The sequence below is a fragment of the Arthrobacter sp. YC-RL1 genome, assembly GCF_001454985.1.
Classification (GTDB): domain Bacteria; phylum Actinomycetota; class Actinomycetes; order Actinomycetales; family Micrococcaceae; genus Glutamicibacter; species Glutamicibacter soli.
In genome coordinates this window covers 1,585,115-1,609,953 of sequence record NZ_CP013297.1, presented here as the reverse complement: position 1 = coordinate 1,609,953, position 24,839 = coordinate 1,585,115, and the positions used below count along the sequence as shown (strand labels likewise).

Genomic DNA, 24,839 nt, shown 5'->3' with positions numbered 1-24,839 from the left:
GCTGGTTGTATAGAGTAACCATCTATTTAGGGAGGCTGGCGATGACTACTACAACACCTAGTCGTGAACTCAACGCCCTCGACCGGTGCGACCGCTGCGGTGCACAGGCCTACGTACGGGCTGTGCTGGCTTCTACCGGCGGCGAGCTGCTCTTCTGCGCTCACCATGCACGGGACGTGGAACCAAAACTGCGCCCACAGACTTCCGTGTGGCATGACGAGTCCTCGCGGCTCCACGAAAAGCCGAAGGTCGACATCAACGACTGATCGTAACTTGTCCCGCGAGGGATGCACCGCAGGCGGTCCCATCACTGGATGGGACCGCCTGCGGTTTTTTGTGCCGCCAAGCTGCCGGCGGAGCCAGTCGCGCTGGCCGCGCTTGGGTGATTAAGCAGCTGTGGCCGGGACGATCCTTGCGGATCGGCCCGGCCACAGCTCACTAAAGACTTAGTCGAGGTAGTCCCGAAGCACCTGTGAACGCGACGGGTGGCGCAGCTTCGACATGGTCTTCGACTCGATCTGGCGGATACGCTCACGGGTCACGCCGTAGACCTTGCCGATTTCGTCCAGGGTCTTGGGCTGTCCGTCGGTCAGGCCGAAGCGCATGGCGACAACGCCGGCCTCGCGCTCAGATAGGGTGTCGAGCACCGAGTGCAGCTGCTCCTGCAGCAGGGTGAAGGAAACCGCATCGGCTGGCACGACGGCCTCGGAGTCTTCGATCAGGTCGCCGAACTCGGAATCGCCGTCCTCGCCCAACGGGGTGTGCAGCGAAATCGGTTCGCGGCCGTACTTCTGGACCTCGACCACCTTTTCCGGGGTCATGTCCAGTTCCTTGGCCAGCTCTTCCGGGGTTGGTTCGCGGCCCAGGTCCTGCAGCATCTGGCGCTGGACGCGTGCCAGCTTGTTGATCACTTCAACCATGTGGACCGGGATGCGAATGGTACGCGCCTGGTCAGCCATGGCACGGGTAATCGCCTGGCGGATCCACCAGGTCGCGTAGGTGGAGAACTTGAAGCCCTTGGTGTAGTCGAACTTCTCCACGGCGCGGATCAGGCCCAAGTTGCCTTCCTGGATCAGGTCCAGGAAAAGCATGCCGCGGCCGGTGTAGCGCTTGGCCAGCGAGACCACAAGGCGGAGGTTGGCCTCCAAAAGGTGGTTCTTGGCGATCTTGCCGTCGTGGATGATCTGCTCGTAGTCCCAGCGCAGTCGCTGGTCGATGCCTTCGCTGTGGTGATCCAGCTTGTCCTGCGCGAACAGGCCGGCTTCGATACGCAGCGCGAGATCGACTTCCTGTTCCGCGTTCAGCAGGGCAACCTTGCCAATCTGCTTCAGGTAGTCCTTAACCGGGTCCGCGGTAGCGCCGGCAACCATGACCTGTTGCTGCGGGGCGTCGTCGTCGGTGGTCGAGAGGGTGAAGCCCTTGGACTCTTCCTCTGGCTTCTCGCCGGCCTTTGCTTCGGCGTTTGCCTCGGCATCGTCGTCGAGTTCCTCGGGCTCGGTGGCCTCTTCGGTCTGATCTACGGAGTCGGCTGCTGCCTTCTTGGTACGGGCCTTGGTAGCGCGCTTCTTCGCTACAGGCTTGGATACCGATTCCTCGGCGACGTCGACCTCAGCCTCGGTTGCCTTGCGATTAGCGTTCGTCTCAGAAGATGACACGAATAACCTTTCTAACGATGCGTTCCGGATGCACCTGCCGGTAACACCACTATGACCCTGTCAAGTCCGATAGCAATTCGTACACGACGAATCACCGTAAGTTGGCACATCCTTTACAACGCACCAGCTCCGCCAAATGTTCCCAAAATCAGTGACTTTGAGGCATAGGCGCTTTCGAACCTAACCGGGTCTGTGGAACCATTATCCATGAATTGATGCCCGGACACCACTTGGAGGGCGCAAAGGCGCATCGTGTCATGCGAAATGGGCCCTCCAAGCCCTCAGCTGGTCGGTGGCCCAATGCGGCATGATGCCCTGATTGAGCATTTCCTTCAGCAGCTTCGCCAGATTGTAGTCCGGGCATTCGCGCAACACCTGGTCCAACAGCGTCATGGCCAGGGATCCCCTTCCCTTGGCCCATTCAATCCAGCCGAGCACACACATCAGCGCGTAGCGCTGGTGGTTCTGCGCAATGCCCAGCAGATCGCGGGCCAGGTACCACAACCTCTCGGTGCGCTCCCAATCGGGACTGCGCCACCCTTGGCCCAGCAGGAACTGGCCCAGTTCCGGCACTTCCTCCCCCGGTTCGCGTTCGGACAACTTGACCAGAACATCAACCGTTTCCCCATGGCTGGTACCGGCAAGATAGGGAAGGATGTCGCGCACGACTTTCCAACGCAACGAGTCGATCAGTTCGGCCGCGCAGGTTGGGTCCTCATGGATTTCCCGGGCAGCAAGTTCCGGCGGCAACTCCAGTAGCTTCGCCCAGCGGGCGATTCCTTCGACAGAATTCCCTCTGAGCGCGTCCGCCAGCTCCCTGACGTTCTCCGCGTTGGGCCATGGCTCCATGCCGCACCCGTCCCAGGGCTTGTCCAGCGGCGCCGATCCTGCCAGCACCATCGACAGGTGCGTCTCGTTTCCGTCGGTCTCCGGCCTTGGCAGCCAGGCCTCGACGCTTTCCGCATGGTAGTCCCAGATGCACCGGGGCCCCAGGCACCAGGCATGGCGCAGCTCGATGCCCCGCAGCTGCAGCCGGTCGCGGAGTTTCTCGTGCATCGCCCGGTAGGGAATTTCGCGGCAACTTCCGAGCCCTGACGGCGCGTAGACCACGGCGACAACACTGCGCACTTCGGGCATCCGGCGCAGGAGGTTTGTCACCTGCAACACCCAGGCATTCAGCCCTTCCTCCGGTTGCATGGCGGGCAGGTCGACGCGCAGCGTTGCTTCCAGCCGTTGTTCCTGGACCAGCAGGAGCACCACCGAATCGACGGGGTGGAATCCCAAAGCGTGCGGGATGTAGGCGAGGATGTCTTCAACATCCGCGAGGGACAGCGGGTGGCGTTCAGGTGTAGTAGTCATGAACCCACGGTGAAGCACCGGGCCCGTGTCCTTTCCCGATGCCTGGCGAACTGTGGAGAACCAAAGGGGCAGGCCGGCGAAGGACGCGGAGCTAGCCGTTTTCGGCCAGGAATCGCCTGGCCTTACCCCGTTCAATCAGCATGAAGGACACCCCGATGACCATCATGACGAACTGGAAGGACAGCGCGACGCGGAATGCCGGGAGGTTGTAGAGCTCCCCGGTCGAGCCGCCGGCTTTGTAGGCCCAGTCCATGATGAATCCGATGACGTAGATCGTGATGAAGGCGCCGATGAAGCCGCCGGTGTTCACCACGCCGGTTGCGGTTCCCTGCAGGTGGGGCGGATTGAACGTGCGGGCGAAGTCGAAGCCGATCACCGACGCCGGGCCACCGGCGGCGACTGCAACCATGAGGATGATCAGCACCCACATCGGCGCCTGTCCCGGCCACAGCAGCACGATAGCCCACATCACGACCATCCCGGCGATGATTCCCAGCGCGAAGAAGGAGCGCTTGCCCGGATGCCGAGATGTCAAGGCGCCAAGCAGCGGACCGACCAGCACTGCGACCACGACGAACACCGACATCAGGCTCGAAGCCAGTGCGCTGTCGATCCCTTGGCCTTGGACCAGGAACGGGTAGCCCCAGGTCATCATGAACGTATTGATCATGAATGCGGTGGAGAAGTGGGTCCAGAATCCGAGCCTGGTGCCGGGCTGCCGCAAGGCCGCCAGTAGGCGCGATCCCTGGTGCGTTCCGGCGCCCTGCTTGGCGTGCGCCCAGCTGTCGCCGTTGCGGACAAAGGCGATGGTGGTAATCAGCGTCGCGAAGGCAAAGGCCGAGAGGACCGAGAAGGCGGGAGTCCATCCGCGGGCCACGAGGATCATGTGGAACGGGAAGATGCTGATCAGCTGCCCCAACTGGCCGAACGTTCCCGTCAGCTGGGTCAGGATGGGGATCCGCGATCCGGAGAACCACAGCGGCAGCAGCTTCAGCACCGAGACGAAAACCATGGCATCACCCATGCCGACCATGACACGGCCGACAAGTCCCATGGGGACGTTGGTTGAAATGGCGAGGAACGCTTGGCCGGCGGTCATCAGCATCGCGCCGGTGGTAATCAGGATGCGCGGGCCGAAACGGTCCAAGAGCAACCCGACCGGGACTTGCGCCCCGGCATAGACCACCAGCTGGACCACCGAGAAGGTGGCCATGATCTGCGCGTTGGCGTCGAAGCGCTCGGTGGCTTCAAGTCCGGCCACGCCGAAGCTGGTGCGCTGCGCAATGGCCGAAATGTAGGTAAGTATTGCGAAACCGTAGACGAGCCACGATTTTTTCGAGTTCAGGTGGGAAGTGCTCACTGTTCCGTTTCACCCGGGAACGGGTCATTCTCGGAATTGTTCAGCCAGTCCTGCGTGTCTTCGATCGTCGCCAGGAAGTCTTCAACGCGGGTGCCCAGTTCCTCGGCATCCGGCATGTCTTCCCCCTCGTCGAGCAGCAGCGAACGGCGCTCGTGCTCCTGGGCGTGCGCGTCGAATCGCTGTTCGAAGCCGTCGACCATCTGGCGCACGTCGGTGCTGCTTTCGAGCTGCTCGGCCAGTTGCGTGTCGACCAGCCGGCCCGCTTCGCGCAGGTTGTCCGTCGGCAGGGCGAGCTTCAGCGCGGCGCCGACATGCTCCAAGGCGGCCACCGCCACCGCCGGGTACTCAGATTCGGCGAGGTAGTGCGGGGTGTGCAGCGAATAGCCGACCACGTCGCGCCCTGCGTCGTTGAGGCGGATCTCCATCAGCGAGGTCAGTCCCGCCGGGGATTCCACGGTGGGGCTCCAGGTCGAGATGTTTTCGATCAGGTCCTTGCGGTTGCCGTGGGCGGTAACCCCGACCGGGCGGGTGTGCGGCACCGGCATCGGCAGGGACGCGGTGCTGACCACGAGGCAGATGTTGAACGCCTCGATGAAGCCGAGCAGCTCGGCAACCAGCCGCTCCCATTTCAGGTCCGGTTCCACGCCGGTCAGCAGCCAGAACTTGCGTTCAAGCTCGTCGGTCATGAGATACATCTCCAAGCGCGGGGCCTGGTAGCCGGCGAAATGGTCGCCCAGGAAGGTCACCCGCGGCCGCTGGGAGGTGTAGGCCACCAACTCGTCGGCGTCGAAGGTCGCGAACAACTCGGAGTCCAGGCGGCCGAACAGCTCGTTGGCCACCTGCGAGTGGGCATGGCCTGCATCTGACATTCCGCGCAGCGCCACGTACATGCCCAGGCCCTGAAGTCGGGCGTCGTCCACCTCGGACGCGACCAACGTCATCAACGGTTCCCTGGACATGTCCACCTCTCTACTGACCACACTGGAAAGAATTCCTGCCCCGCCACGATGCTCCTGGCACACGGCATCCGGACACAGCTCAATCATCAATCCTAGCGCGTGCGGGCTTTCGCTCGCTGTGAAGTATCGCACGCCGACGCCGGACCTCGGATAACATCGTCTATGGGAGATACGCAGCCCACCGGCATCACCGTTTCCGGCATTGAACTCTGGGCTGTCTCGTCCTTAGACCCTACAAAGGCATAGAAGGAATGATTTTGTGATCAACTCCAGTGATCTCACACTGACTGCCATCGGCACCGACATCAAGCGCAAGAGCGCCGATACCCTGGTGCTGGGCGTACTGAAGAACGGCGACAAGGTGTCAATTGCCGCGTCCCCGTTCTCCGCGGACGTCACCACCGAACTTGAGAAGTCGCTGACCCTGATCGGCGTCGGCGGCAAGGCCGACGAGGTGGCGCTGCTGCCAGCCGTCGAGGAGACCAAGGCCAAGGTCCTGATGTTCATCGGCCTAGGCGTCAAAGAACTGTCGGAGCTGGATGCAGAGACCCTGCGCCGCGCCGCCGGTTCGGCCGCCCGCCAGATGTCCAACGCCAAGAGCGCGATCTACGCGCTGCCTGCCGACACCACCGAACGCGTCGCGGCGATCGCCGAGGGCATCGCCCTGGGCTCCTACCGCTACGAGAACCTGCGCACCGCCGCCAACGACAAGCCGGTGCTCGCCGAAGCCATGGTCGCCACCGACGCAGCGACCTCCAAGGACTTGCCGGACGCCCTCAAGCGCGCCGCGATCCTCGGCCGCGCCGTGCGCGCTACCCGCGATTTGATCAACACCCCGGCGAACCTGCTTTACCCGGAGTCCTTCGCCCAGGCGGTCAAGGACTACACCAAGCCGCTGCCGCTGAAGGTCACCGTCATGGACGAGAAGCGCCTGGCCAAGGACGGCTTCGGCGGCCTGATCGGCGTGGGCGGCGGCTCAGCCCGCCAGCCGCGCATGGTCAAGGTGGAGTACTCGCCGGCCAAGGCCCCGAAGCACCTGGCGCTGATCGGCAAGGGCATCACCTTCGACACCGGCGGCATCTCGCTGAAGCCGCCTGCAGGCATGCACGCCATGAAGTCGGACATGTCCGGCGCCGCCGCGATGTTCCAGACCATCTGCGCCGTGGCCGAGCTGGGCCTGGACCTGAAGGTCACCGCATGGCTGTGCCTGGCCGAGAACATGCCAGGCGGGGCCTCGACCCGTCCGGGCGACGTCATCACCATGTTCGGCGGCAAGACCGTCGAGGTGCTGAACACCGACGCCGAGGGCCGCCTGGTGATGGCCGACGGCCTGGCCGCAGCCAGCGAGGAAAAGCCTGACGTGATGATCGACATGGCCACCCTGACCGGCGCGCAGATGCTGGCACTTGGCCTGCGCACCGCCGGCATCATGGGCAACGAGCAGGTCCGCGACGACCTGGTCGCCGCGTCCGACGAAGCCGGCGAGCTGGCCTGGGCCATGCCGCTGCCCGAGGAGCTGCGCCCGAGCATCGACTCGCAGGTGGCAGACCTGGCGAACATCGGCGAACGCATGGGCGGCATGATGACCGCCGCCGTCTTCCTGGAGGAGTTCGTCGGAGAGGTCGACGGCGCCAAGATCCCTTGGGCCCACATCGACTTCGCCGGTCCCGCCTTCAACGAGGGCAAGGCCTGGGGCTACACCCCGAAGAACGGCACCGGCTCGCAGGTCCGCACGCTGGTTGCCTACGCTGAAAAGCTGGCCGGCACCCGCTAGGACTATCCGTGGCGCATGGAATTTATCAATTTCATGCGCCACGGCCGGTTCAGGGCAACGAGACATACCCTACTTTTGGGCGCGCGAAGGTGACTGCACCGCGCCGACGGTACTAAGGTAAGTTTTGAAACATCACTGCGGATTGCTGGCGCGCGCCTACCAGCACAAACCATCGATCCGCGACCCGATCCCCTGGCCGACCAAAGTCGGCCTCACTAAGCTAATAACGAGGGAGCGTTCACGTGGCCGATTCGGCAGCAACGCAAGAATTTGATGTCCTCATCCTCGGCGGTGGATCCGCTGGATACTCGGCAGCATTGCGCGCCATCCAGCTGGGCTACACCGTCGGTCTGATCGAGAAGGAGAAGCTGGGCGGCACCTGCCTGCACACCGGCTGCATCCCGACCAAGGCTTACCTGCATGCCGCAGAACTTGCCGAGAACGCACGTGAGGGTGCCAAGTACGGTATCAACTCCTCGCTGCAGTCGATCGACCTGGCTGGCGTCCGCACCTACAAGGACGGCATCGTCGCCGGCAAGCATAAGGGCCTGCAGGGCCTGCTGAAGATGAAGAAGGTCAACGTTATCACCGGTAACGGCCGCCTCGTCTCGCAGGATTCCATCGATGTTGATGGCACCGTTTACAAGGGCAAGTACATCGTGCTCGCCACCGGTTCCGAGTCCAAGACCTTCGGCCTGGAAATCGGCGGCCGCGTCCTGACCAGCACCGAAGCCCTGAACATGGAAGACCTGCCGAAGAGCGCCATCGTCCTTGGCGGCGGCGTCATCGGCGTCGAGTTCGCCTCGGTCTGGAAGTCCTTCGGCGTGGACGTCACCATCGTCGAGGGCCTGCCGTCGCTGGTTCCGAACGAGGATCCTGCCATCATCAAGAACCTGGAGCGCGCATTCAAGAAGCGCGGCATCAAGTTCAACACCGGTGTCTTCTTCGAAAAGGTCGAGCAGGATGCCAACGGCGTCAAGGTCTCCCTGGCCGACGGCAAGACCCTGGAAGCAGAAATCGTCCTGGTTGCAGTAGGCCGCGGTCCGGTCACCGCGAACCTGGGCTACGAGGAGCAGGGCATCACCATCGATCGCGGTTTCGTGATCACCGATGAGCGCCTGCACACCGGCGTTGGAAACATCTACGCCATCGGCGATATCGTGCCAGGCCTCCAGCTGGCGCACCGCGGCTACCAGCATGGCCGCTTCGTCGCCGAGGAAATCGCCGGCAAGAAGCCGACCATCATCGAGGACATCAACATCCCGAAGGTGACCTACTGCGAGCCAGAGATCGCCTCCGTCGGCTACACGGAGCCCAAGGCCAAGGAGAAGTTCGGCGCCGATTCGATCGAGACCACCGAGTACAACCTGGCCGGCAACGGCAAGTCCTCGATCCTGGGCACCAGCGGCATCATCAAGATGGTCCGTGTCAAGAACGGCCCTATCGTCGGCGTGCACGGCATCGGTGGCCGCATTGGCGAGCAGATCGGCGAAGCACAGCTCATCGTGAACTGGGAAGCCTACCCAGAGGACGTTGCACAGCTGATCCACGCGCACCCGACCCAGAACGAAGCCCTGGGCGAAGCCGCAATGGCTCTGGCCGGCGCTCCTCTGCACGGCTAACAGCGCATCAAGTCATGCGGGCGGCGCAGGTTTCGGCCGCGCCGCCCGCATGGTCTAGGCTCGGAGGCAACGCCTCCTACAAAATTCAAGTTTTATAAACGAGGAGATACGGGAAGATGTCTGAAACCGTAAACCTGCCCGCACTGGGTGAAAGTGTTACCGAAGGTACGGTAACCCGCTGGCTGAAGCAGGTCGGCGACCGCGTAGAGGTCGACGAGCCATTGGTGGAAGTTTCCACCGACAAGGTTGATACCGAGGTTCCTTCGCCTGTTGCCGGAGTCATCGAGGAAATTTTTGTCGCCGAGGACGAGGAAGCCGAAGTCGGCGCTCCCCTGGTCCGCATTGGCGACGGATCGGGTGCCGGCGAGTCTGCTGCCCCTGCTGCTCCTGCCGCCGAAGAGGCATCCGCAGAGGCGCCTGCCGCTGAAGAAGCACCAGCACCTGCCGAGTCTGCTCCTGCGGCTCCTGCCGCTGGCTCCGCTTCCGGCACCGAGGTCACCCTGCCTGCCCTGGGCGAGTCGGTCACCGAGGGTACCGTCACCCGCTGGCTGAAGGAAGTCGGCGAGGAAGTCGCCGTCGACGAGCCGCTGCTGGAAGTTTCCACCGACAAGGTCGACACCGAGGTTCCGTCCCCAGTGGCCGGCACCCTGCTGGAAATCCGCGTTCCGGAAGACGAGACCGCTGAGGTCGGCGCAGTCCTGGCCGTCATCGGTTCGGCAGATGCAGCTCCTGCTGCTCCAGCCGAGCCAGCTCCGGAAGCCAAGGAAGAAGCTCCGGCCACCAAGGAGGAAGCACCGGCTGCCAAGGAAGAAGCTCCGGCCCCCGCTCCTGCAGCCCCGGCCGCTCCGGCACCTGCTGCCGCTCCGGCTCCGGCCGCACCAGCTGCTCCAGCCGCCGAGTCGAACGATTCGGGTTATGTCACCCCACTGGTTCGCCGCCTGGCCAACCAGCACGGCATCGACATCGCCTCGGTCAAGGGCACCGGTGTTGGCGGACGCATCCGCAAGCAGGACGTGCTTGACGCAGTTGCCGCCAAGGAAGCAGCTGCTCCAGCCGCTGCCGCCGCTCCTGCTGCCGCCAAGCCAGCCGCCCCGGCAGTGGAGGCTTCGAGCCTGCGCGGCACCACCGAGAAGGCTCCGCGCATCCGCCAGGTCATCGCCCGCCGCATGCGCGAATCGCTGGACGTTTCGACTCAGCTGACCCAGGTCCACGAGATCGACATGACCCGCATCGTGAAGCTGCGCGGCTCGGCCAAGAGCAACTTCAAGGCAGTCAACGGTGTGAACCTGACCTACCTGCCGTTCATCGCCAAGGCTGTTGCCGAGGCTCTGAAGGCCCACCCGAAGCTGAACGCCGAGTACAACGAAGAGACTCAGCAGATCACCTACCACAATGCCGAGCACCTGGCATTCGCGGTGGATACCGACAAGGGACTGCTGGTTCCTGTGGTTTCCAACGCTGGCGATCTGAACCTTGCTGGTCTGGCCAACAAGATCGCTGATGTCGCTGCCCGTACCCGCAGCAACAAGATCGGTCCGGACGAGCTGTCCGGTGGCACCTTCTCGATCACTAACATCGGTTCGGTTGGCGCCCTGTTCGACACCCCGATCATCAACCAGCCACAGGTTGCCATCCTCGGCACCGGTGCAATCGTCAAGCGCCCAATGGTCGTCACCGACGCCGAGGGTAATGACTCGATTGCGATCCGCCACATGATGTACCTGTGCCTGACCTACGATCACCGTCTGGTAGACGGTGCCGATGCCGGTCGCTTCCTGCAGACCGTCAAGGCACGTCTTGAAGGCGGCGCATTCGAGGGCGATCTGGGCCTGTAAGGCCGGGACGCTTCAGCGCTTCTAGCAAGGGGAAGCTTTCACGTTGGTTCGCCGGCGGTGGAAGCTTCCCCTTGTCGTTTCTACAATGCGTCGAACCTCGACTACTCTGGAGATATGACTTTTGCAATCTCTTTCCTCGTATTCCTGCACATTCTGGGTGCGGCAGCGATCTTCGGCGGCTGGCTGGCCAACTTCAAGACCCCTACTGTCAACGTGTGGCAGTGGTACGGTGCGCTGCTGCAGGTGATCACCGGCCTGGCACTGGTAGGCATCTACGAAGCGCAGGACGCTGACGTCAACCACATCAAGATCGGTGTGAAGGTCGTCATCGCCCTGGGCATCGCCGTGGCCGCCTTCATCGGCCGCAAGAAGGTCAAGGCAGGCCAGGAAGTCTCCACCGGCATCGCCCACGCAGTCGGCGGGCTGGCACTGGTCAACATTGCCGTCGCAGTGCTCTGGAGCTAATCGCCCAACACGCTGTTGCGTCCGCTCACCGGCCGTTCTCCCTGATTCCTGGGAGAACGGCCGTTTGCAGTTTAACGGGCGCTGATTCTCAGTCGCTGCGACTGAGCACCGTCCCGAGGAACCACTGGCCGTCAACAAGCTCGACCTCGACCTGGATCCGTTCGGGGTCGCCCGCGGCCACCTGGTGCCGCAACGTGCCGGCTGCATCAACGTAGGTATAGGAACTGTGCGTCGAAAGGGCCTGAAGGATCACGGTGTCTGCGGAGCCGCGAGCCTGGATCGAGACATCCTCCAATTTCGTTTCGAGGCCATTGAACCGCAATTTCAGCTTGCGCATCGAGTCCAGGGTTTCACGGTCCCTCTGCAGTTGCTCCGAGTCCTCGACGTAGATTTTTCGCAGCGCCGAGGAATCGCCTGAGTTCATGGCCCGGTCACGCGCGGCGGACAGTGCCAGGAAGCTTGCAATGACTGTATCGGCTTCGAAGGAGCAGGCTGGGACCTCCCCGACGTCCAGGATCCGGCAGCCTGGCGTCTCGCCCGGTACTGCGCCCTGTGCCGCCGGGTCCGGCGGTTGGCCGGGCAACAGGTATTTCACCCCTAGGAAGCTGGCCGCAAACGCGATGCCTCCGATCGCGAGCGCGGCAACGACCTTCGCGCCTCCGGGGGTGCGGCGTAGACGGTGCCCGTGCCAGCTGCCACTATCTCCCGGAATGACGGTGCTGGTCTTTCCTGCTTTCCGACGTGACCCGGCTCGACGGTGTTGCGTCCGTGCCGCCACGTCAGGGTGGATCGTATCCATCAGCTGGTTGCTGTCAGTGTCGATGAACCCTTCCCAGTGGATCGGCGCGGCCGGAATGCTGGAGAACAGCGTCCGGGCGAATTGGTCCGCGGTGGGGCGCTGCAGCGGATCTTCGTCCAACGAGTCGGCCAGGAGCTCCTGGATGATCTCGGGAACGCCGGGAAACTGGACCCTGACCGGCGGGCGGTAATGCGGCTCGTCCGGTGGTTCGCCGTCCAAAAGGTACCAGAGGCAGCTTCCCAGCGCGAAGACGTCCCGGGCGCCGAGCTCCTCCTCCCCTGCGCCTGTGAACGTCTCGGGTGCGATGAATCCGGGCGTCCCGGCGACTTCAGCCGCATCCTGGCTCAAAGAGGCTTCCTGGAAGTCGATGATCTTCGGCATGCCCTGTGCCGTGAGCATGATGTTGGACGGCGAAATGTCCCCGTGCCGCATCCCTGCTGCATGAAGTCCCGCAATGGCCTGGGCGATGGGGGCCAGAGCTGTCACGCATTCGGCGAGCGTGAAGTTCGAGCGCCGAGCCATGAGCGCAGCGAGGCTGCCACCCGGGCAGTACTCCATCAGCAACCCGTCGCCTAGCTGGGTGCTGAGCATGCCGTAAGAATCGACGACATATTTCCTCGCGGCATTGACATTGTGAAGCCTCTGCGATGCCACATTTTCCATAGTCAGACTAAGTTTCAGCACCATATATTGCTGGTCCGACTCTCGTCGAATGAGCCAAACTTTGCATGGTGACTTGGTACTTAAGGGTTTCACTGTCATGTAACCGGGGCACGTTGGCCAGGCCAGCACATTCGTTGATTCATCCATGGTTCCGTTCTACCGAATAATCCCGAATTGCAAATTCGTTATCCACATGTACAGCGGGTGGTGGCGAATTAGCGACCGCCGGTTCAACGGCGTAGGGTAACCCCCATGGCGATCGAATTCGAAAGAGTCGGACTCGGCACAGAATACATTCCGTACATGCAGGCTTGGGACTACCAGATCCAGCTGCATGATGCGGTGGCCGCGGACGAACAAACCCCAAAAGTCCTCTTCCTCGAACATGCAGCCGTTTACACGGCTGGCAAACGAACTGAACCCGAAGATCTTCCCCTCGACGGCACCCCCGTTGTTGACGTTGACCGCGGAGGCAAACTCACCTGGCACGGCCCAGGACAACTCATTGGCTATCCCATCGTCAAGCTGCGCAAGATCAGCGCAATCAGGCTATACGTGGAAACCCTCGAACAAGCGCTGATCAACGTGGTCGACGAGTACGGCATCCCCACCGCGCAGGTGAAGGGACGCTCCGGGGTGTGGGTTCCAGGTGCGGAGGGCGAGCAGGACCGCAAGATCGCCGCCATCGGAATTCGAATCAACCACGGCGTGACCATGCACGGTTTCGCCTTGAATTGCTCGAATGATCTCAACGCCTATGACCAGATCATCCCGTGCGGCATCACGGATGCCGGCGTCACCACGATTTCCAAGGAACTGGGCCGCGAAATCTCCCCCAGCGACGTGGTCGATCGCGTCCAGCAGGAGCTTGAGCGTCTCCTCACCCCTCAAGTCGTCTAGACAACCACTCCCTTCCTTTAGAAAGAGCAGTCAATGAGCATCGAGCCAGAAGGCCGTCGACTACTGCGCGTTGAAAAGCGCAACGCCGCCGTACCCGTGGAGCGCAAGCCCGAGTGGATCAAGGCGAAACTCAACATCGGTCCTGAATACGTGGGGCTGAAAAACCTGGTGCAGTCCGAGGGACTGCACACCGTCTGCGAAGAAGCCGGCTGCCCGAACATCTTCGAGTGCTGGGAAGACCGCGAGGCCTCATTCCTCATCGGCGGTTCCGAGTGCACCCGCCGCTGCGACTTCTGCCAGATCGACACAGGCAAGCCGGCGGCGCTGGACCGCTCCGAGCCGTTCAAGGTCGCCATGAGCGTGAAGAAGATGGACCTGCGCTACGCCACCGTGACTGGAGTCGCCCGCGACGATCTCGAAGACGAGGGTGTCTGGCTGTACGCGGAAACCGTGCGCCGCATCCACCAATTCAACGAGAACACCGGCGTGGAACTGCTGATCCCGGACTTCTCCGGCAAGCCGGAGAACCTGGACGCGATCTGCGACTCCGCTCCGGAGGTCTTCGCGCACAACGTGGAAACCGTGCCGCGCATCTTCAAGCGCATCCGCCCGGCGTTCCGCTACGAGCGCTCTCTGGGCGTCATCACCCATGGCCACCAGCGCGGCATGATCACCAAGTCGAACCTGATCCTGGGCATGGGCGAGACCCGCGAGGAAATCTCGGAGGCCATGCGCGACCTGCACGAGGCTGGCTGCGACCTGCTGACCATTACCCAGTATCTGCGCCCGACCGAACGTCACCTGCCTGTTGACCGCTGGGTGAAGCCGCAGGAATTCCTGGAGCTGCAGCAGGAAGCCGAAGAGCTCGGCTTCGCCGGGGTCATGTCCGGGCCGCTGGTGCGCTCGTCGTACCGGGCCGGGCGACTGTGGGCAGGAGCCATGCGCAAGAAGGGCCGCGAGATCCCCGAGGCGCTCGCGCACATCGAATCCTCCGGCGACACCCGTCAGGAAGCTGCCTCGCTGATCGGAAGCTAGGCAACGCCGCCGGAAATGTCCCGGCCCGAATGGTACACTCCGGACCATTCGGGCCGGGACATCGTGCGTTGGCCCTCCCCCGCAGCCGTACGGGACTGGCAATTTCCCGCACTGGATTAGATCTCATAGATTCATCGCGTAGAATTGAGGCACTATGGCCAAAAACTCCGACAACGACGCTGCCTCGCAATCAAAGCGTGGGCTTTTTTCGCGTAAACCAAAAGCTGAGAAGCAGAACAAAGAGCCCGGTCGCCTAAAGCAGATCGGCCAGGTCTTCCAGATGACCCGCCGCCACGACCCGATGGTCGTCTGGTGGATGGCTCTGGCTGCCTTGGGAATCATCGCCGTGGGCCTGGTCATCGGCTTGCTGATCCGCAACTGGGTCACCATGCTGATCATCTCGATCCCGCTGGCCCTGCTCGCTGCTATGTACATCATGTCCCGCCGCGCCGAGAAGGCCGCCTTCTCGCAGCTGGTCGGACGACCGGGTGCTGTCGGCGCAGCGATGAGCGTACTGCGTCGCGGTTGGATCCTGAAAGAGGAACCGGTTGCCTACAACCGCCACCAGGACCTCGTGTTCATGGCCATTGGCCGCGCCGGCGTGGTGCTGGTCTCCGAAGGCCCCAAGTCCCGCGTGCGCGATCTGGTGATCTCCGAGCGCAAACGAGTCGGCCGCGTCCTGCCGAACGTTCCGATCCACGTGATCAACGCCGGCCAGGACGAAGACCAGGTGGCCTTGGAAGACGTCGCCAAGAAAATGAAGAAGCTTCCGAAGTCGATCACCAAGCTTGAGGTCAGCGCAGTCGAGAAGCGTCTGAGCACCCTGACCGCGAATCGCCTGCCGATCCCCAAGGGCATCGACCCGAACCGCGTTCGCCCGAACCGCCGCGCCATGCGAGGCTAGGACCGGATAAAAAGAAACCGCATCGTTCGATGCGGTTTCTTTTTTGTCTTGATTCTGTGCAGCGCCAGGGACCTCGTGCCCGGGCCGAGGGAGCCTGCTCTTGCTAGCGGATGTTGACTAGGATGCTCTTGGCCAGTCGGTCGTGCAGTCCGCGCTGGTCCTTGTCGGCAATCAGTACCGGGATGAAAAGGCAGAGCAGCACCGAGCGAATCAGTCCCTGCAACGGCGTGACCGCAGTACCGTCCATCGACTGGACCTGCATCCTGAAGACCCGATGGCCGATGGTATGCCCGGTGATGCCTACTCCGATGATCTGGCCTAGGCCGAACAGCGCCAACGTTGCCCAGTCGTTCAGGTCGAAAAGCCACCAGCTGAGCAGCATCGACAGCCCCCAGTCGATGCTGATTGCCCCGAGCCGGCGCGGCAGGCGCCCAATCGAGCCGGGGCCCTTCTCCGGACGGCCCATGTGCTCCCCCGGCCAATGCTGGGAATTAAGCTGGGGCGGGCCTTCAAGCCACGAACTAAAGTCTTTGCGTTCCACCCCACTAGTCTATCCGCGCACCCTGTGTAAACATTTTTCACTGATTTTCCGCACGGATTTGTTTGTTACACCCGTGCTTTCACACTGATCAGAGACGTACGACACGCCCGAACATGTTGTTTGTAACGCGGACGAAACAATAGAGACACCAATAAGAAACGGATCCTAGGTAAGCTTGATGGGTAAGCAAGAGAACAGCTCAGATCATTTCGTGTGATCGTTCCGTTTACCAAACCTAAATCTCACCAGGGAGTAACCTGCACATGTTTAAGAGTCCAGAAGAAGCTTTGGCCTACATTGCCGAAGAGGACGTCAAGTTCGTCGACATTCGATTCACTGACCTTCCAGGTGTCCAGCAGCACTTCAATGTTCCAGCCAAGTCGGTCGACGCGGACTTCTTCGTCAACGGCCAGCTCTTCGATGGTTCCTCCATTCGCGGATTCGCAGGTGTCTCTGATTCCGACATGCAGCTTATCCCGGATGTCAGCACCGCGTTCATCGATCCATTCCGTATCGAGAAGACCCTGGCCATGAACTTCTCGATCATCAACCCCCGCACCGGCGAGCCGTACCACCGCGATCCGCGTGGCGTGGCCGAGCGTGCCGAGGCCTACCTGGAATCGACCGGCATCGCCGACACCGCATTCTTCGCTCCGGAAGCAGAATTCTTCATCTTCGAAGACGTCCGCTACGAGTCCAAGCCGCAGGGTGCGTTCTACAAGATCGACTCTGACGAAGCGCCATGGAACACCGGTCGCAAGGAAGAGGGCGGCAACCAGGGTTACAAGACCCCGTTCAAGGGCGGCTATTTCCCTGTCTCCCCAACCGACAAGCAGGCTGACCTGCGCGATGCCATCTGCGTCGAGCTGGATGCAGCAGGCTTAGAAGTCGAGCGCAGCCACCACGAGGTTGGCGCTGCCGGCCAGGCTGAAATCAACTACAAGTTCAACACCATGGTGCATGCCGCCGATGAACTGATGCTGTTCAAGTACATCGTGAAGAACGTGGCCGATGCCTGGGGCAAGTCCGCAACCTTCATGCCGAAGCCGGTCTTCGGCGACAATGGCTCGGGCATGCACGTGCACCAGTCGCTGTGGAGCAACGGCGATCCGCTGTTCTACGACGAGAAGGGCTACGCCGGCCTGTCCGACACCGCCCGCTGGTACATCGGCGGCCTGCTGAAGCACGCAGATGCGGTGCTTGCCTTCACCAACCCGACCGTGAACTCCTACCGCCGCCTGGTCAAGGGCTTCGAGGCACCGGTCAACATGGTGTACTCGCAGGGCAACCGCTCGGCCGGTATCCGCATCCCGATCACCGGTTCGAACCCGAAGGCAAAGCGCATCGAGTTCCGCGCTCCAGATGCTTCCTCGAACCCGTACCTGGCCTTCGCAGCCCAGCTGATGGCTGGCCTGGATGGCATCAAGAACCGCATCGAGCCTGCAGACCCGATCGACAAGGACCTCTACGAGCTTCCTGCCGAAGAGGCCAAGGACATCCAGCGTGCTCCTGAAACCCTTGAGGAGGCGCTCAAGGCCTTGGAAGCCGACCATGAGTTCCTGCTCGAGGGCGGCGTGTTCACCGAGGACCTGATCCAGACCTGGATCGAGTACAAGCGCGAATACGAAATCAAGCCACTGAGCCTGCGCCCGAACCCATACGAGTTCGAGCTGTACTACGGCTGCTAATCCCCGCCCTGCGGGGTGACAGCACTACGCCGGGTTCCACCAACGGGTGGAACCCGGCGTTGTTTCGTTCCGGGGTACGCTGGCGTCATGGACTTTTCCGCCCGGGTCGGCGTGCAGCGCGAAGACGGCGAAACCGTGGGTCATCTCGACCCTGCGGATCCCGACTACAAACTGGTGACCCCGCGCAATGTCCTGGGCCACGCAGCGGCGGATGCCTGCGGATACGTGGACGGCGAGCAGCTGCTGGTGGATCGCGGCATCAGCGAGGTGATGACCACCTGGGTGCTGGATGCCGGCTCCCGCGATGCCGCCGAGGTGCTGAACATACTGGAAATCTCACCCCACGGCATCGTCCTGGCCAATGCGCTGCGCACCAAGGCCCTGCAGCCCACCGAACGCTTCCGCGTGGCTTGGCCGGACGTGGAACACCGCTAATCGCCAAGCCAACCCTGAATCAGCGGCGGCTAGTATTCCTGCTTGTCTACCTTGGCGGTCCACGCTTCGAAGGCCCCCAGAGCCGAGGCCAGCTCGACCTTGGTGAACGGGATGCGCCGTTCGCTCATGGGAAGCTCCAGTTCGGTGTAGATGAAGTTGTCGTCGAAGCCGATGTTCGCCGCGTCCTGCCGGTCGTTCGCGTAGTAGACGTGCTTGAATCGCGCCCAGTAGATGGCGCCGAGGCACATGGGGCACGGCTCGCAGCTGGTGTAGAGCTCGCACTGTGACAGGTCGAAGGTTCCCAGAGCCTGTCCGGCCTTGCGGATCACGTTGACCTCCGCGTGGGCCGTCGGATCCGAATCATGCACCACGGTGTTGTATCCGGTGGCAATGACCTTGCCGTCCAGTACCACGACCGCCCCGAACGGGCCGCTGTCGTTGCTTTCCAGCGCCAGTACCGACTGGTCGACCGCTGCCTGCATTAACTGCGGATCCATGTCCTTTTCCCCCTCAAACCATCGGCGCTGCCGGGCAATCCGGGGGCGCCGAACCGAAATTTGGAACTGCCTGCCCAGCCTATCGTCTGATGAAGCGCGGGTGCGAGGGTCGAAATGAAATTCATGGTCTTGCCGCCGTCCCGCCGATGCAGATGCAGGTCAGGACGTGCACTGGCGCATCACCCGCAGATAGCGCCACCGGATGAACCGCTGCGCTCCGAGCAGCAGCCAGAAGACCGAACGCCAGGTCCAGCGGTCCGAAGCGGCGGTGAGCGAGCGGATCTCCAGGAACACCGCTGGCCCCATCCGGCGCAGGATGAAGGCTTCCTCGCCGCAGACCGGGTGTCCCGGCAGGGTCCGATAGGCGAATCCGGCCAGGTTGCCGCATTCAACGACATCCACCACCTCGACAGGTTCGTGGATTGACACCGGTCCCACGGGGACGATGATCTGCGGCTTGGCTCCGCTGCAGACTTTGTCCTGCGTGCTGATGCGAAATCCGCTGCGGGTTTTCACTTCCCAGCGCAGCAGCGCTGCCGCCGACTGCTCCCAGAACGCGTTGCCCGAGCCGAGGTATACTCGGCGCCTCCACACACGCCAGCCTCCGGGCTCCGGGCTCCAGCGCTCCTCGCGGATCTGCGTCCGGGACATCAAGGCTAGTCTTCGAAGCCGTAGAACAGCTGCTCGAACAACGCCCGGGAGTGCCGGGTGGCGCGCAGGTAGTCTTCTTCCAGTTCCATGCCGGTGTTCGCCTCGTAGCCGCACCAGCGGGCCACGGCTTCCATGTCCCTCGCGGAACCGGGCAGCACGTCGCTGGAACGACCCGAGGTGATGATCTCGGCGGAACGGATGCGGGTGGCCAGGCGCCAGGCGATGTCCAGCACCTCGGCCTGCTCTTCCGTGATGATTTCCAAGGCCGCCAGCTGGTCCAGCGCGACGAGCGTGGACGGCGTGCGCAGCTCATGGTGTTTCCAGGCGTAGCGCAGCTGGTAGAACTGCACCAGCCATTCGACGTCGGACAGCGATCCCCGGCCGAGTTTCAGATGCCGGTTCGGATCCGCTCCGCGCGGCAGCCGTTCTGCCTCTACGCGCGCCTTGATCTTGCGGATCTCCTTGATCTCCGCCTCGTCCAGGCCGCGGCCGTAGCGGATCGGCTCGATCAGCTCCATGAAGTCCTGGCCCAGCTGCTCGTCGCCGGCGAACGGCCGGGCGCGCTGCAGCGCCTGCCGTTCCCAGACTTCCACCCAGCGCTCATAATAGGCGGCATAGGAATCGAAGGAGCGCACCAGAGCGCCCTGGCGCCCCTCGGGGCGCAGGTCCGAGTCGATCTTCAACTTCACCTCGGCCGGGATGGCCGGCTTCAACGGCTTGGAGCTCCACGACATCAGCTCGGTGACCACACGCGAGGCCTGCTCCTGGGCCTGCTGGTCGGTCGCGCCTGCAACCGGGCGCTGGACATAGAGCACGTCCGCGTCGGAGCCGTAGCCGATCTCCTGCCCGCCCTGGCGGCCCATGGCGATCACCGCGATGCGCGCCTGCTCCCCGTGAACTGCCTGGTCGGCGGCCAGCAGCACGGTGAGGATCCCGTCGATCATGACCCCGTCGATGTCCGACAGGGCCCGGCCCACCTGGTCCACCCGCAGCAGGCCCGCGCCGTCGGCGAGCGCGACGCGCAGGATCTCGCGGCGGCGCACGAGCCTGATCTGCCGGATGGCGGCTTCGGGTGCCTTGGTGCGCTGGATGATGGAGGTGTTCTGCTGCGCCAGGCTTTCTCGGCTCAGCGGCATCAACGAGCTGTCGGTGCCCAGCCAGGCGGCGGCGGCCGGCTCATTGGCCAGCAGGTCGGTGAGGAAGCGCGTATTGGACAGCAGGTGGCTCAGGCGCTCGGCGGCGGCGTTGGTGTCGCGCAGCATGCCCAGGAACCAGTGGGTCTTGCCCAGGGACTCGCTGAGGCGGCGGAAGCCGAGCAGCCCGGCGTCCGGGTCGACGCCGCGGGCGAACCAGTCAAGCAGCACCGGCAGCAGCTGGCGTTGCAGGGCCGCGCGGCGGGAGACTCCCCCGGTGAGCGCCTCGATGTGGCGCATCGCGGCCTTGGGGTCCAGATAGCCCAGGGCGCGCAGCCGGGCCTGCGCGGATTCCGCGGTGAGCCGGACGTCGTCCGCCGAGAGATTGGAACTGCTGACGAGCAGCGGGCGGTAGAAGATGCGTTCGTGCAGCGAGCGGACCAGGCGCTTGGTTTCGTTCCAGCGGCGCAGCAGCTTTTCCGGGCTCGTGGCTTGCAGGTCCCCGGCGCCGCGGATGGCGCGGGCCAGCACGCGCTGGGCGTTTTCGTTGCGCGGCATCAGGTGCGTGCGGCGCAGCTGGCTGAGCTGGATGCGGTGCTCCAGCAGGCGCAGGAAACGGTAGGAGCCATCGAAGTTGGTGGCGTCCTCGCGGCCGATGTAGCCGGTCTCGCTCATCGCGTGGATGGCCAGGGTGGTGGTGGGCACCTGGATGGAAGGCTCCACCCGTCCGTGGACCAGCTGCAGCAGCTGCACGGTGAACTCCACGTCGCGCAGCCCGCCCGGGCCCAGCTTGATCTGCCAGGGCACGTCGTCCTTGGAGATGTTGTCGTTCACCCGCCGGCGCATGGCCTGCACGGATTCCACGAATCCGTCGCGTTCGGAGCTGGACCAGACCATGGGCGAGACCATGCGCTCGTAGGCTGCGCCCAGGTCCTTGTCGCCGGCGATGGCGCGCGCCTTGAGCAGCGCCTGGAACTCCCAGGAGTGCGCCCAGCGCCGGTAATAGGCCTCATGCGAGGACAGGGTGCGGGTCAGCGCGCCGTCCTTGCCTTCGGGGCGAAGGTTGGCGTCCACTTCCCAGAGCATCGGCTCGGGGCCGGGAACCATCAGCGCGCGGGCGGCGTTGCCGCACAACACCGTGGCGACGGCGCCGGCCAGATCTTCCTCGATGCCCGGCAGCGAACCATGCACGTAGATCACGTCGACGTCGGAGATGTAGTTCAGCTCGCGGGCGCCGCACTTGCCCATGCCGATCACGGCCAGCTTCACCTGGTCGACCTGTTCGGGGGTGTACTGTTCGCCGGCTTCGGCGCGGGCCACGGCCAGGGCGCCTTCCAGGGCTGCCGCGGCCATGTCAGCCAGTTCGGCGGCGACCTGCGGCATGACCCATTGCGGCTGGGCCGATCCCAGATCGCGGTAGGCCAGCGAGAGCAACGCCAGCCGGTAGCTGACGCGCAGCTTCTGACGCGCCTCGGCCCCCGTGCACGAGGCGACCCAGTGGCCGTTCGGAGTCTGCACCGCGCCGACCGCTGCAAGCATGTCGTTGCGCAGCTGGTCTGCGGGCACATTGGTGAAGCTGGTGGACGGTGCCTGCGCAACGACCTGCAGCGCGTCCTCGCATCGGATCAGGAATTCGCCCAGTGCCGCGGAACTGCCCAGCAGCCGGATCAGCGCCTGGCAGCTCTCGGCCTGCAGGAAGATCTCCGCCGCCTGCGGGTGGCGGTCCACCAAGCGCAGGGCAAGCAGCAGGGCTTGGTCGGGGTCCGGCGCGTGCGCCATCATCTTCACGATCAGTTCCGGGTCCAAGGTGGACAGTTCCGTGGAATCGAGGAACTTCTTGGCCCGTTCAACGTCGGAGAACCCGGCGTTGATCAGGGATCGCGAGGAAATTTCTGTCATGGCGTGAACGTCGGCTCCTGACTGTGTGACGCGCGTCGGCGCGCCGGGGTCCTCCTAGAGGATCCCCAGGTATTTATCCAGCTCGTACGGGGTGATGATCTGTCGGTACTCTTCCCATTCGGCGCGCTTGTTGGCCAAGAACGAGTTGAACACCTGCTCGCCGAGGATCTCGGCCATGAGCTCGGACTCCTCCATGGCGCGCAGGGCGTCATGCAGGCTGCCCGGCAACGGCACGTGGCCCGAAGCCCGGCGCTCGGCGGTGGACAGGCTCCAGACGTCGTCCTCGGTCGGGTCCTCCAGCTCGTAGCCTTCGCGAATGCCCTTCAGGCCGGCGCCCAGCAGGCAGGCGTAGGCGAGGTACGGGTTGGCGGCTGAATCGATGCCGCGGTACTCCACACGCGCGCTTTGGCCCTTGCCCGGCTTGTACAGCGGCACGCGCACCAGGGCGGAGCGGTTGTTGTGCCCCCATGACCGGTGGCTCGGGGCTTCTCCCCCGCCCCACAGGCGTTTGTAGGAGTTCACGAACTGGTTGGTGATCGCGGTCATTTCCTGCGCATGGTGCAGGATGCCGGCAATGAACGACCTGGCGACGTCGGAGAGCTGGTACTCGCGGCCGGCCTCGAAGAATGCGTTGACATCGCCTTCGAACAAGGAGAAGTGGGTGTGCATGCCGCTGCCCGGATGCTCGGCGAAGGGCTTGGGCATGAAGGTGGCGTGGATGCCCTTCTGCATGGCCATTTCCTTGATGACGGTGCGGAAGGTCATGATGTTGTCCGCAGTCTGCAGGGCATCGGCGTAGCGCAGGTCGATTTCGTTCTGGCCCGGTCCGGTCTCGTGGTGGGAGAACTCCACCGAGATGCCCAGGGCTTCGAGCGTGGTGACCGAGGCGCGGCGGAAGTCCTGGCCGACGCCGTCCGGCACATGGTCGAAGTACCCGCCGCTGTCAATCGGCTGCGGACGCCCTTCGGCATCCAGCTCGGAGTTCTTCAACAGGTAGAACTCGATCTCCGGGTGGGTGTAGCAGGTGAAGCCCATATTGGCCGCTTCGGTGAGCTGGCGCTTGAGCACCTGGCGCGGGTCGGCGTTCGAGGGCTGGCCTTCGGGGGTGAGGATGTCGCAGAACATGCGGGAGGTCGGCTCGACCTCACCGCGCCACGGAAGCAGCTGGAAGGTGGCCGGATCGGGTTGCAGGAGCATGTCTGATTCGGAGATCCGGGACAGGCCGTCGATCGAGGAACCGTCGAAGCCAAGACCTTCTTCAAAGGCGTCCTCGACTTCTGCGGGTGCCAGCGCCACAGATTTCAGTGAACCAACCACATCGGTAAACCACATGCGCACAAATCGAACGTCACGTTCTTCAATGGTGCGCAGCACGAATTCCTGCTGACGATCCATATTCCACCGCCTTATAAATACTAGAGTCCGGCGCCCATCAGGCCCGTAGTTATGTTGACCTGTTGCAAGACTATAACGTTTCGACCTCTTTAGCCGTGCAAGCACCGCCTGCGCCAAGTGCGATAAAGTCGTTTCATGCCTCAACCATACGTAGCGAACCCTGAAAAAGGCCCGTCCCGCATCCGGGTTCACCATCTACAGCAAGCCAAAGAACAAGGCGAAAAATTCGCCATGTTAACCGCATATGACGTCATGATGGCCGAAATTTTCGATGAAGCGGGAATCGAGATCCTGCTCGTGGGCGATTCAGCCGCCAACACCGTCATCGGTTACGAATCCACGCTTCCCATCAGCATCGATGAAATGATCATCTTCACCAAGGCCGTTGCCAACGGAAGCAAGCGCGCCATGGTTGTCGCCGACCTCCCGTTCGGCAGCTACGAGCAGTCCCCTGCCCAGGCCGTGGACACCGCCGTCCGTCTGATGAAGGAGGGACATGCGCACGCCGTGAAGATGGAAGGCACCGCCGCCTACGCCGACCACGTGCGCGCCATGGTCCTGGCCGGGGTTCCGGTCATCGGGCACATCGGCTTCACCCCGCAGTCCGAGCACGCCCTGGGCGGCTACCGCATCCAGGGCCGCGGCGACGCCGTGGAGGGCATGAAAGCCGATGCGCTGGCCCTGCAGGACGCCGGCGCGTTCTGCATCCTGATGGAAATGGTTCCGAGCCCTGCCGCCAAGCTGATCGACGAGGCACTGGTGGTGCCAACCATCGGCATCGGCGCCGGGGCCTCGACCACCGGCCAGGTGCTGGTCTGGCAGGATATGCTGGGACTGGGGGGACGCCGCACCCCGAAGTTCGTCAAGAAGTACGCCGATTTGCGCACGACGGTCTCCGAGGCGGTCAGCGCCTACCACCAGGACGTCTTGGCCGGCACCTTCCCGTCGGCCGAGTACGAGTTCGACCAGTAGCGTTTCGTCGGCCCACGCCGCGGCAAAGAGGAAACCGGTGCCAGCGGCCCCGTGCAGGGGCTGCTCGCACCGGTTTTCTTGTGCGCGGACGCAGGAGAACTAGTCGTCTTCTTCGTCTTCCGCATCCCAGGCGTCGTTGCGCGCCTGCACTTTTTCCAGCGCGGTGCGGGCTTCAGCCTCGGTGTCGTACGGGCCCAGCAGCTGGGACCAGTCCGACTGCGCGCCCTTCTCGATGCTCTTCGTGTTCACGTTGTACCAGTACTTCCCCTCACCGGGGGTTCCTTCTGAGCTCATCGCC

The 24,839-nt window shown here is 63.3% G+C and carries 21 protein-coding genes and 1 pseudogene; 11 read left to right on the top strand and 11 right to left on the bottom strand.

The genetic code is table 11. The features are described 5' to 3' along the window. Nucleotides 1–41 precede the first annotated feature (41 nt). Entirely contained in the window at nucleotides 42–266 is a 225-nt protein-coding gene (locus ATC04_RS18770) for a hypothetical protein (RefSeq protein ID WP_047119455.1), read from the top strand. A 180-nt stretch (nucleotides 267–446) separates the two neighbouring features. Here the strand turns inward: ATC04_RS18770 and ATC04_RS07520 are convergent, their stop codons facing one another. From ATC04_RS07520 to ATC04_RS07505, 4 genes are all read right to left on the bottom strand, one after another. Then, complete coding sequence (locus ATC04_RS07520; protein ID WP_120989248.1) at nucleotides 447–1,655, bottom strand: RNA polymerase sigma factor; 1,209 nt, start codon at nucleotides 1,653–1,655, stop codon at nucleotides 447–449. A gap of 255 nt (nucleotides 1,656–1,910) precedes the next feature. Next, nucleotides 1,911–3,014 carry a DUF4192 domain-containing protein gene (locus tag ATC04_RS07515; RefSeq protein WP_047119457.1) on the bottom strand — a complete coding sequence of 368 codons (1,104 nt, stop codon included), beginning with the start codon at nucleotides 3,012–3,014 and terminating at the stop codon, nucleotides 1,911–1,913. A gap of 91 nt (nucleotides 3,015–3,105) precedes the next feature. Continuing rightward, nucleotides 3,106–4,374, bottom strand: a complete 1,269-nt coding sequence (locus tag ATC04_RS07510) for an MFS transporter (RefSeq protein WP_052772402.1) — start codon at nucleotides 4,372–4,374, stop codon at nucleotides 3,106–3,108. Continuing rightward, nucleotides 4,371–5,315, bottom strand: coding sequence for a PAC2 family protein (locus ATC04_RS07505; protein WP_231735936.1), 945 nt, complete (start codon nucleotides 5,313–5,315; stop codon nucleotides 4,371–4,373). Before ATC04_RS07505 ends, ATC04_RS07510 begins: the two co-directional genes overlap by 4 nt. A 277-nt stretch (nucleotides 5,316–5,592) precedes the next feature. On the opposite strand from ATC04_RS07505, the gene ATC04_RS07500 reads away from it, so the two are divergent. The 4 genes from ATC04_RS07500 to ATC04_RS07485 all read left to right on the top strand — a co-directional run bounded on the left by ATC04_RS07500 (nucleotide 5,593) and on the right by ATC04_RS07485 (nucleotide 11,029). After that, nucleotides 5,593–7,107, top strand: coding sequence for a leucyl aminopeptidase (locus tag ATC04_RS07500; protein WP_047119459.1), 1,515 nt, complete (start codon nucleotides 5,593–5,595; stop codon nucleotides 7,105–7,107). A 242-nt stretch (nucleotides 7,108–7,349) separates the two neighbouring features. Further along, nucleotides 7,350–8,729, top strand: a complete 1,380-nt coding sequence (lpdA, locus tag ATC04_RS07495; protein WP_047119460.1) for a dihydrolipoyl dehydrogenase — start codon at nucleotides 7,350–7,352, stop codon at nucleotides 8,727–8,729. A gap of 116 nt (nucleotides 8,730–8,845) precedes the next feature. Further along, on the top strand, nucleotides 8,846–10,564 hold the full coding sequence (sucB, locus tag ATC04_RS07490) for a 2-oxoglutarate dehydrogenase, E2 component, dihydrolipoamide succinyltransferase (protein WP_047119461.1): 1,719 nt from the start codon (nucleotides 8,846–8,848) through the stop codon (nucleotides 10,562–10,564). A 114-nt stretch (nucleotides 10,565–10,678) separates the two neighbouring features. Continuing rightward, nucleotides 10,679–11,029: a hypothetical protein gene (locus ATC04_RS07485; protein ID WP_047119462.1), complete on the top strand. Its 351-nt coding sequence runs from the start codon at nucleotides 10,679–10,681 to the stop codon at nucleotides 11,027–11,029. Nucleotides 11,030–11,117: 88 nt separating this feature from the next. Here the strand turns inward: ATC04_RS07485 and ATC04_RS07480 are convergent, their stop codons facing one another. After that, entirely contained in the window at nucleotides 11,118–12,491 is a 1,374-nt protein-coding gene (locus ATC04_RS07480; protein ID WP_197413522.1) for a protein kinase, read from the bottom strand. A 249-nt stretch (nucleotides 12,492–12,740) separates the two neighbouring features. On the opposite strand from ATC04_RS07480, the pseudogene lipB reads away from it, so the two are divergent. The 3 genes and pseudogenes from lipB to ATC04_RS07465 form a co-directional block, all read left to right on the top strand. Further along, nucleotides 12,741–13,391 (top strand): annotated as a pseudogene (lipB, locus tag ATC04_RS07475) (lipoyl(octanoyl) transferase LipB); the annotation flags it as partial. 33 nt (nucleotides 13,392–13,424) lie between these two features. Continuing rightward, complete coding sequence (lipA, locus tag ATC04_RS07470) at nucleotides 13,425–14,426, top strand: lipoyl synthase (protein WP_053798379.1); 1,002 nt, start codon at nucleotides 13,425–13,427, stop codon at nucleotides 14,424–14,426. Nucleotides 14,427–14,580: 154 nt separating this feature from the next. Further along, entirely contained in the window at nucleotides 14,581–15,330 is a 750-nt protein-coding gene (locus ATC04_RS07465) for a DUF4191 domain-containing protein (protein WP_047119467.1), read from the top strand. A 103-nt stretch (nucleotides 15,331–15,433) separates the two neighbouring features. Here ATC04_RS07465 and ATC04_RS07460 read toward each other — a convergent pair whose 3' ends face one another. After that, nucleotides 15,434–15,871 carry an RDD family protein gene (locus ATC04_RS07460; RefSeq protein WP_047119468.1) on the bottom strand — a complete coding sequence of 146 codons (438 nt, stop codon included), beginning with the start codon at nucleotides 15,869–15,871 and terminating at the stop codon, nucleotides 15,434–15,436. 263 nt (nucleotides 15,872–16,134) lie between these two features. Between ATC04_RS07460 and glnA (ATC04_RS07455) the strand changes: the two genes are divergently transcribed. After that, nucleotides 16,135–17,559, top strand: a complete 1,425-nt coding sequence (gene glnA, locus ATC04_RS07455; protein ID WP_047119469.1) for a type I glutamate--ammonia ligase — start codon at nucleotides 16,135–16,137, stop codon at nucleotides 17,557–17,559. An 87-nt stretch (nucleotides 17,560–17,646) separates the two neighbouring features. Then, nucleotides 17,647–17,994: a hypothetical protein gene (locus ATC04_RS07450; RefSeq protein ID WP_047119470.1), complete on the top strand. Its 348-nt coding sequence runs from the start codon at nucleotides 17,647–17,649 to the stop codon at nucleotides 17,992–17,994. Between the two features lie 29 nt (nucleotides 17,995–18,023). On the opposite strand, the gene ATC04_RS07445 is transcribed toward ATC04_RS07450, so the two are convergent. From ATC04_RS07445 to glnA (ATC04_RS07430), 4 genes are all read right to left on the bottom strand, one after another. Next, the gene (locus ATC04_RS07445) at nucleotides 18,024–18,491 is read right to left on the bottom strand and encodes a nucleoside deaminase (protein WP_047119471.1); all 468 of its coding nucleotides are present in this window, start codon (nucleotides 18,489–18,491) and stop codon (nucleotides 18,024–18,026) included. Between the two features lie 159 nt (nucleotides 18,492–18,650). Then, nucleotides 18,651–19,142 carry a DUF1990 family protein gene (locus ATC04_RS07440; RefSeq protein WP_047120789.1) on the bottom strand — a complete coding sequence of 164 codons (492 nt, stop codon included), beginning with the start codon at nucleotides 19,140–19,142 and terminating at the stop codon, nucleotides 18,651–18,653. A 5-nt stretch (nucleotides 19,143–19,147) separates the two neighbouring features. After that, on the bottom strand, nucleotides 19,148–22,174 hold the full coding sequence (locus ATC04_RS07435) for a bifunctional [glutamine synthetase] adenylyltransferase/[glutamine synthetase]-adenylyl-L-tyrosine phosphorylase (RefSeq protein WP_047119472.1): 3,027 nt from the start codon (nucleotides 22,172–22,174) through the stop codon (nucleotides 19,148–19,150). Nucleotides 22,175–22,228: 54 nt separating this feature from the next. Then, the gene (gene glnA, locus ATC04_RS07430; protein WP_047119473.1) at nucleotides 22,229–23,569 is read right to left on the bottom strand and encodes a type I glutamate--ammonia ligase; all 1,341 of its coding nucleotides are present in this window, start codon (nucleotides 23,567–23,569) and stop codon (nucleotides 22,229–22,231) included. A gap of 135 nt (nucleotides 23,570–23,704) precedes the next feature. On the opposite strand from glnA (ATC04_RS07430), the gene panB reads away from it, so the two are divergent. Beyond that, a complete protein-coding gene (gene panB / locus ATC04_RS07425; protein WP_047119474.1) occupies nucleotides 23,705–24,541 on the top strand; it encodes a 3-methyl-2-oxobutanoate hydroxymethyltransferase in 837 nt (278 codons plus the stop codon). 99 nt (nucleotides 24,542–24,640) lie between these two features. Here panB and ATC04_RS07420 read toward each other — a convergent pair whose 3' ends face one another. After that, nucleotides 24,641–24,835, bottom strand: coding sequence for a hypothetical protein (locus ATC04_RS07420; RefSeq protein WP_047119475.1), 195 nt, complete (start codon nucleotides 24,833–24,835; stop codon nucleotides 24,641–24,643). Nucleotides 24,836–24,839 lie beyond the last annotated feature (4 nt).

Coding starts and splice junctions, on each gene's coding strand:
- ATC04_RS18770 (WP_047119455.1), top strand. CDS start 42: ATGACTACTACAACACCTAGTCGTGAACTCAACGCCCTCGACCGGTGC.
- ATC04_RS07515 (WP_047119457.1), bottom strand. CDS start 3,014: ATGACTACTACACCTGAACGCCACCCGCTGTCCCTCGCGGATGTTGAA.
- ATC04_RS07505 (WP_231735936.1), bottom strand. CDS start 5,315: ATGACGTTGGTCGCGTCCGAGGTGGACGACGCCCGACTTCAGGGCCTG.
- sucB (WP_047119461.1), top strand. CDS start 8,846: ATGTCTGAAACCGTAAACCTGCCCGCACTGGGTGAAAGTGTTACCGAA.
- ATC04_RS07485 (WP_047119462.1), top strand. CDS start 10,679: ATGACTTTTGCAATCTCTTTCCTCGTATTCCTGCACATTCTGGGTGCG.
- ATC04_RS07480 (WP_197413522.1), bottom strand. CDS start 12,491: ATGGAAAATGTGGCATCGCAGAGGCTTCACAATGTCAATGCCGCGAGG.
- lipA (WP_053798379.1), top strand. CDS start 13,425: ATGAGCATCGAGCCAGAAGGCCGTCGACTACTGCGCGTTGAAAAGCGC.
- ATC04_RS07465 (WP_047119467.1), top strand. CDS start 14,581: ATGGCCAAAAACTCCGACAACGACGCTGCCTCGCAATCAAAGCGTGGG.
- glnA (WP_047119469.1), top strand. CDS start 16,135: ATGTTTAAGAGTCCAGAAGAAGCTTTGGCCTACATTGCCGAAGAGGAC.
- ATC04_RS07450 (WP_047119470.1), top strand. CDS start 17,647: ATGGACTTTTCCGCCCGGGTCGGCGTGCAGCGCGAAGACGGCGAAACC.
- ATC04_RS07445 (WP_047119471.1), bottom strand. CDS start 18,491: ATGGATCCGCAGTTAATGCAGGCAGCGGTCGACCAGTCGGTACTGGCG.
- ATC04_RS07440 (WP_047120789.1), bottom strand. CDS start 19,142: ATGTCCCGGACGCAGATCCGCGAGGAGCGCTGGAGCCCGGAGCCCGGA.
- ATC04_RS07435 (WP_047119472.1), bottom strand. CDS start 22,174: ATGACAGAAATTTCCTCGCGATCCCTGATCAACGCCGGGTTCTCCGAC.
- glnA (WP_047119473.1), bottom strand. CDS start 23,569: ATGGATCGTCAGCAGGAATTCGTGCTGCGCACCATTGAAGAACGTGAC.
- panB (WP_047119474.1), top strand. CDS start 23,705: ATGCCTCAACCATACGTAGCGAACCCTGAAAAAGGCCCGTCCCGCATC.
- ATC04_RS07420 (WP_047119475.1), bottom strand. CDS start 24,835: ATGAGCTCAGAAGGAACCCCCGGTGAGGGGAAGTACTGGTACAACGTG.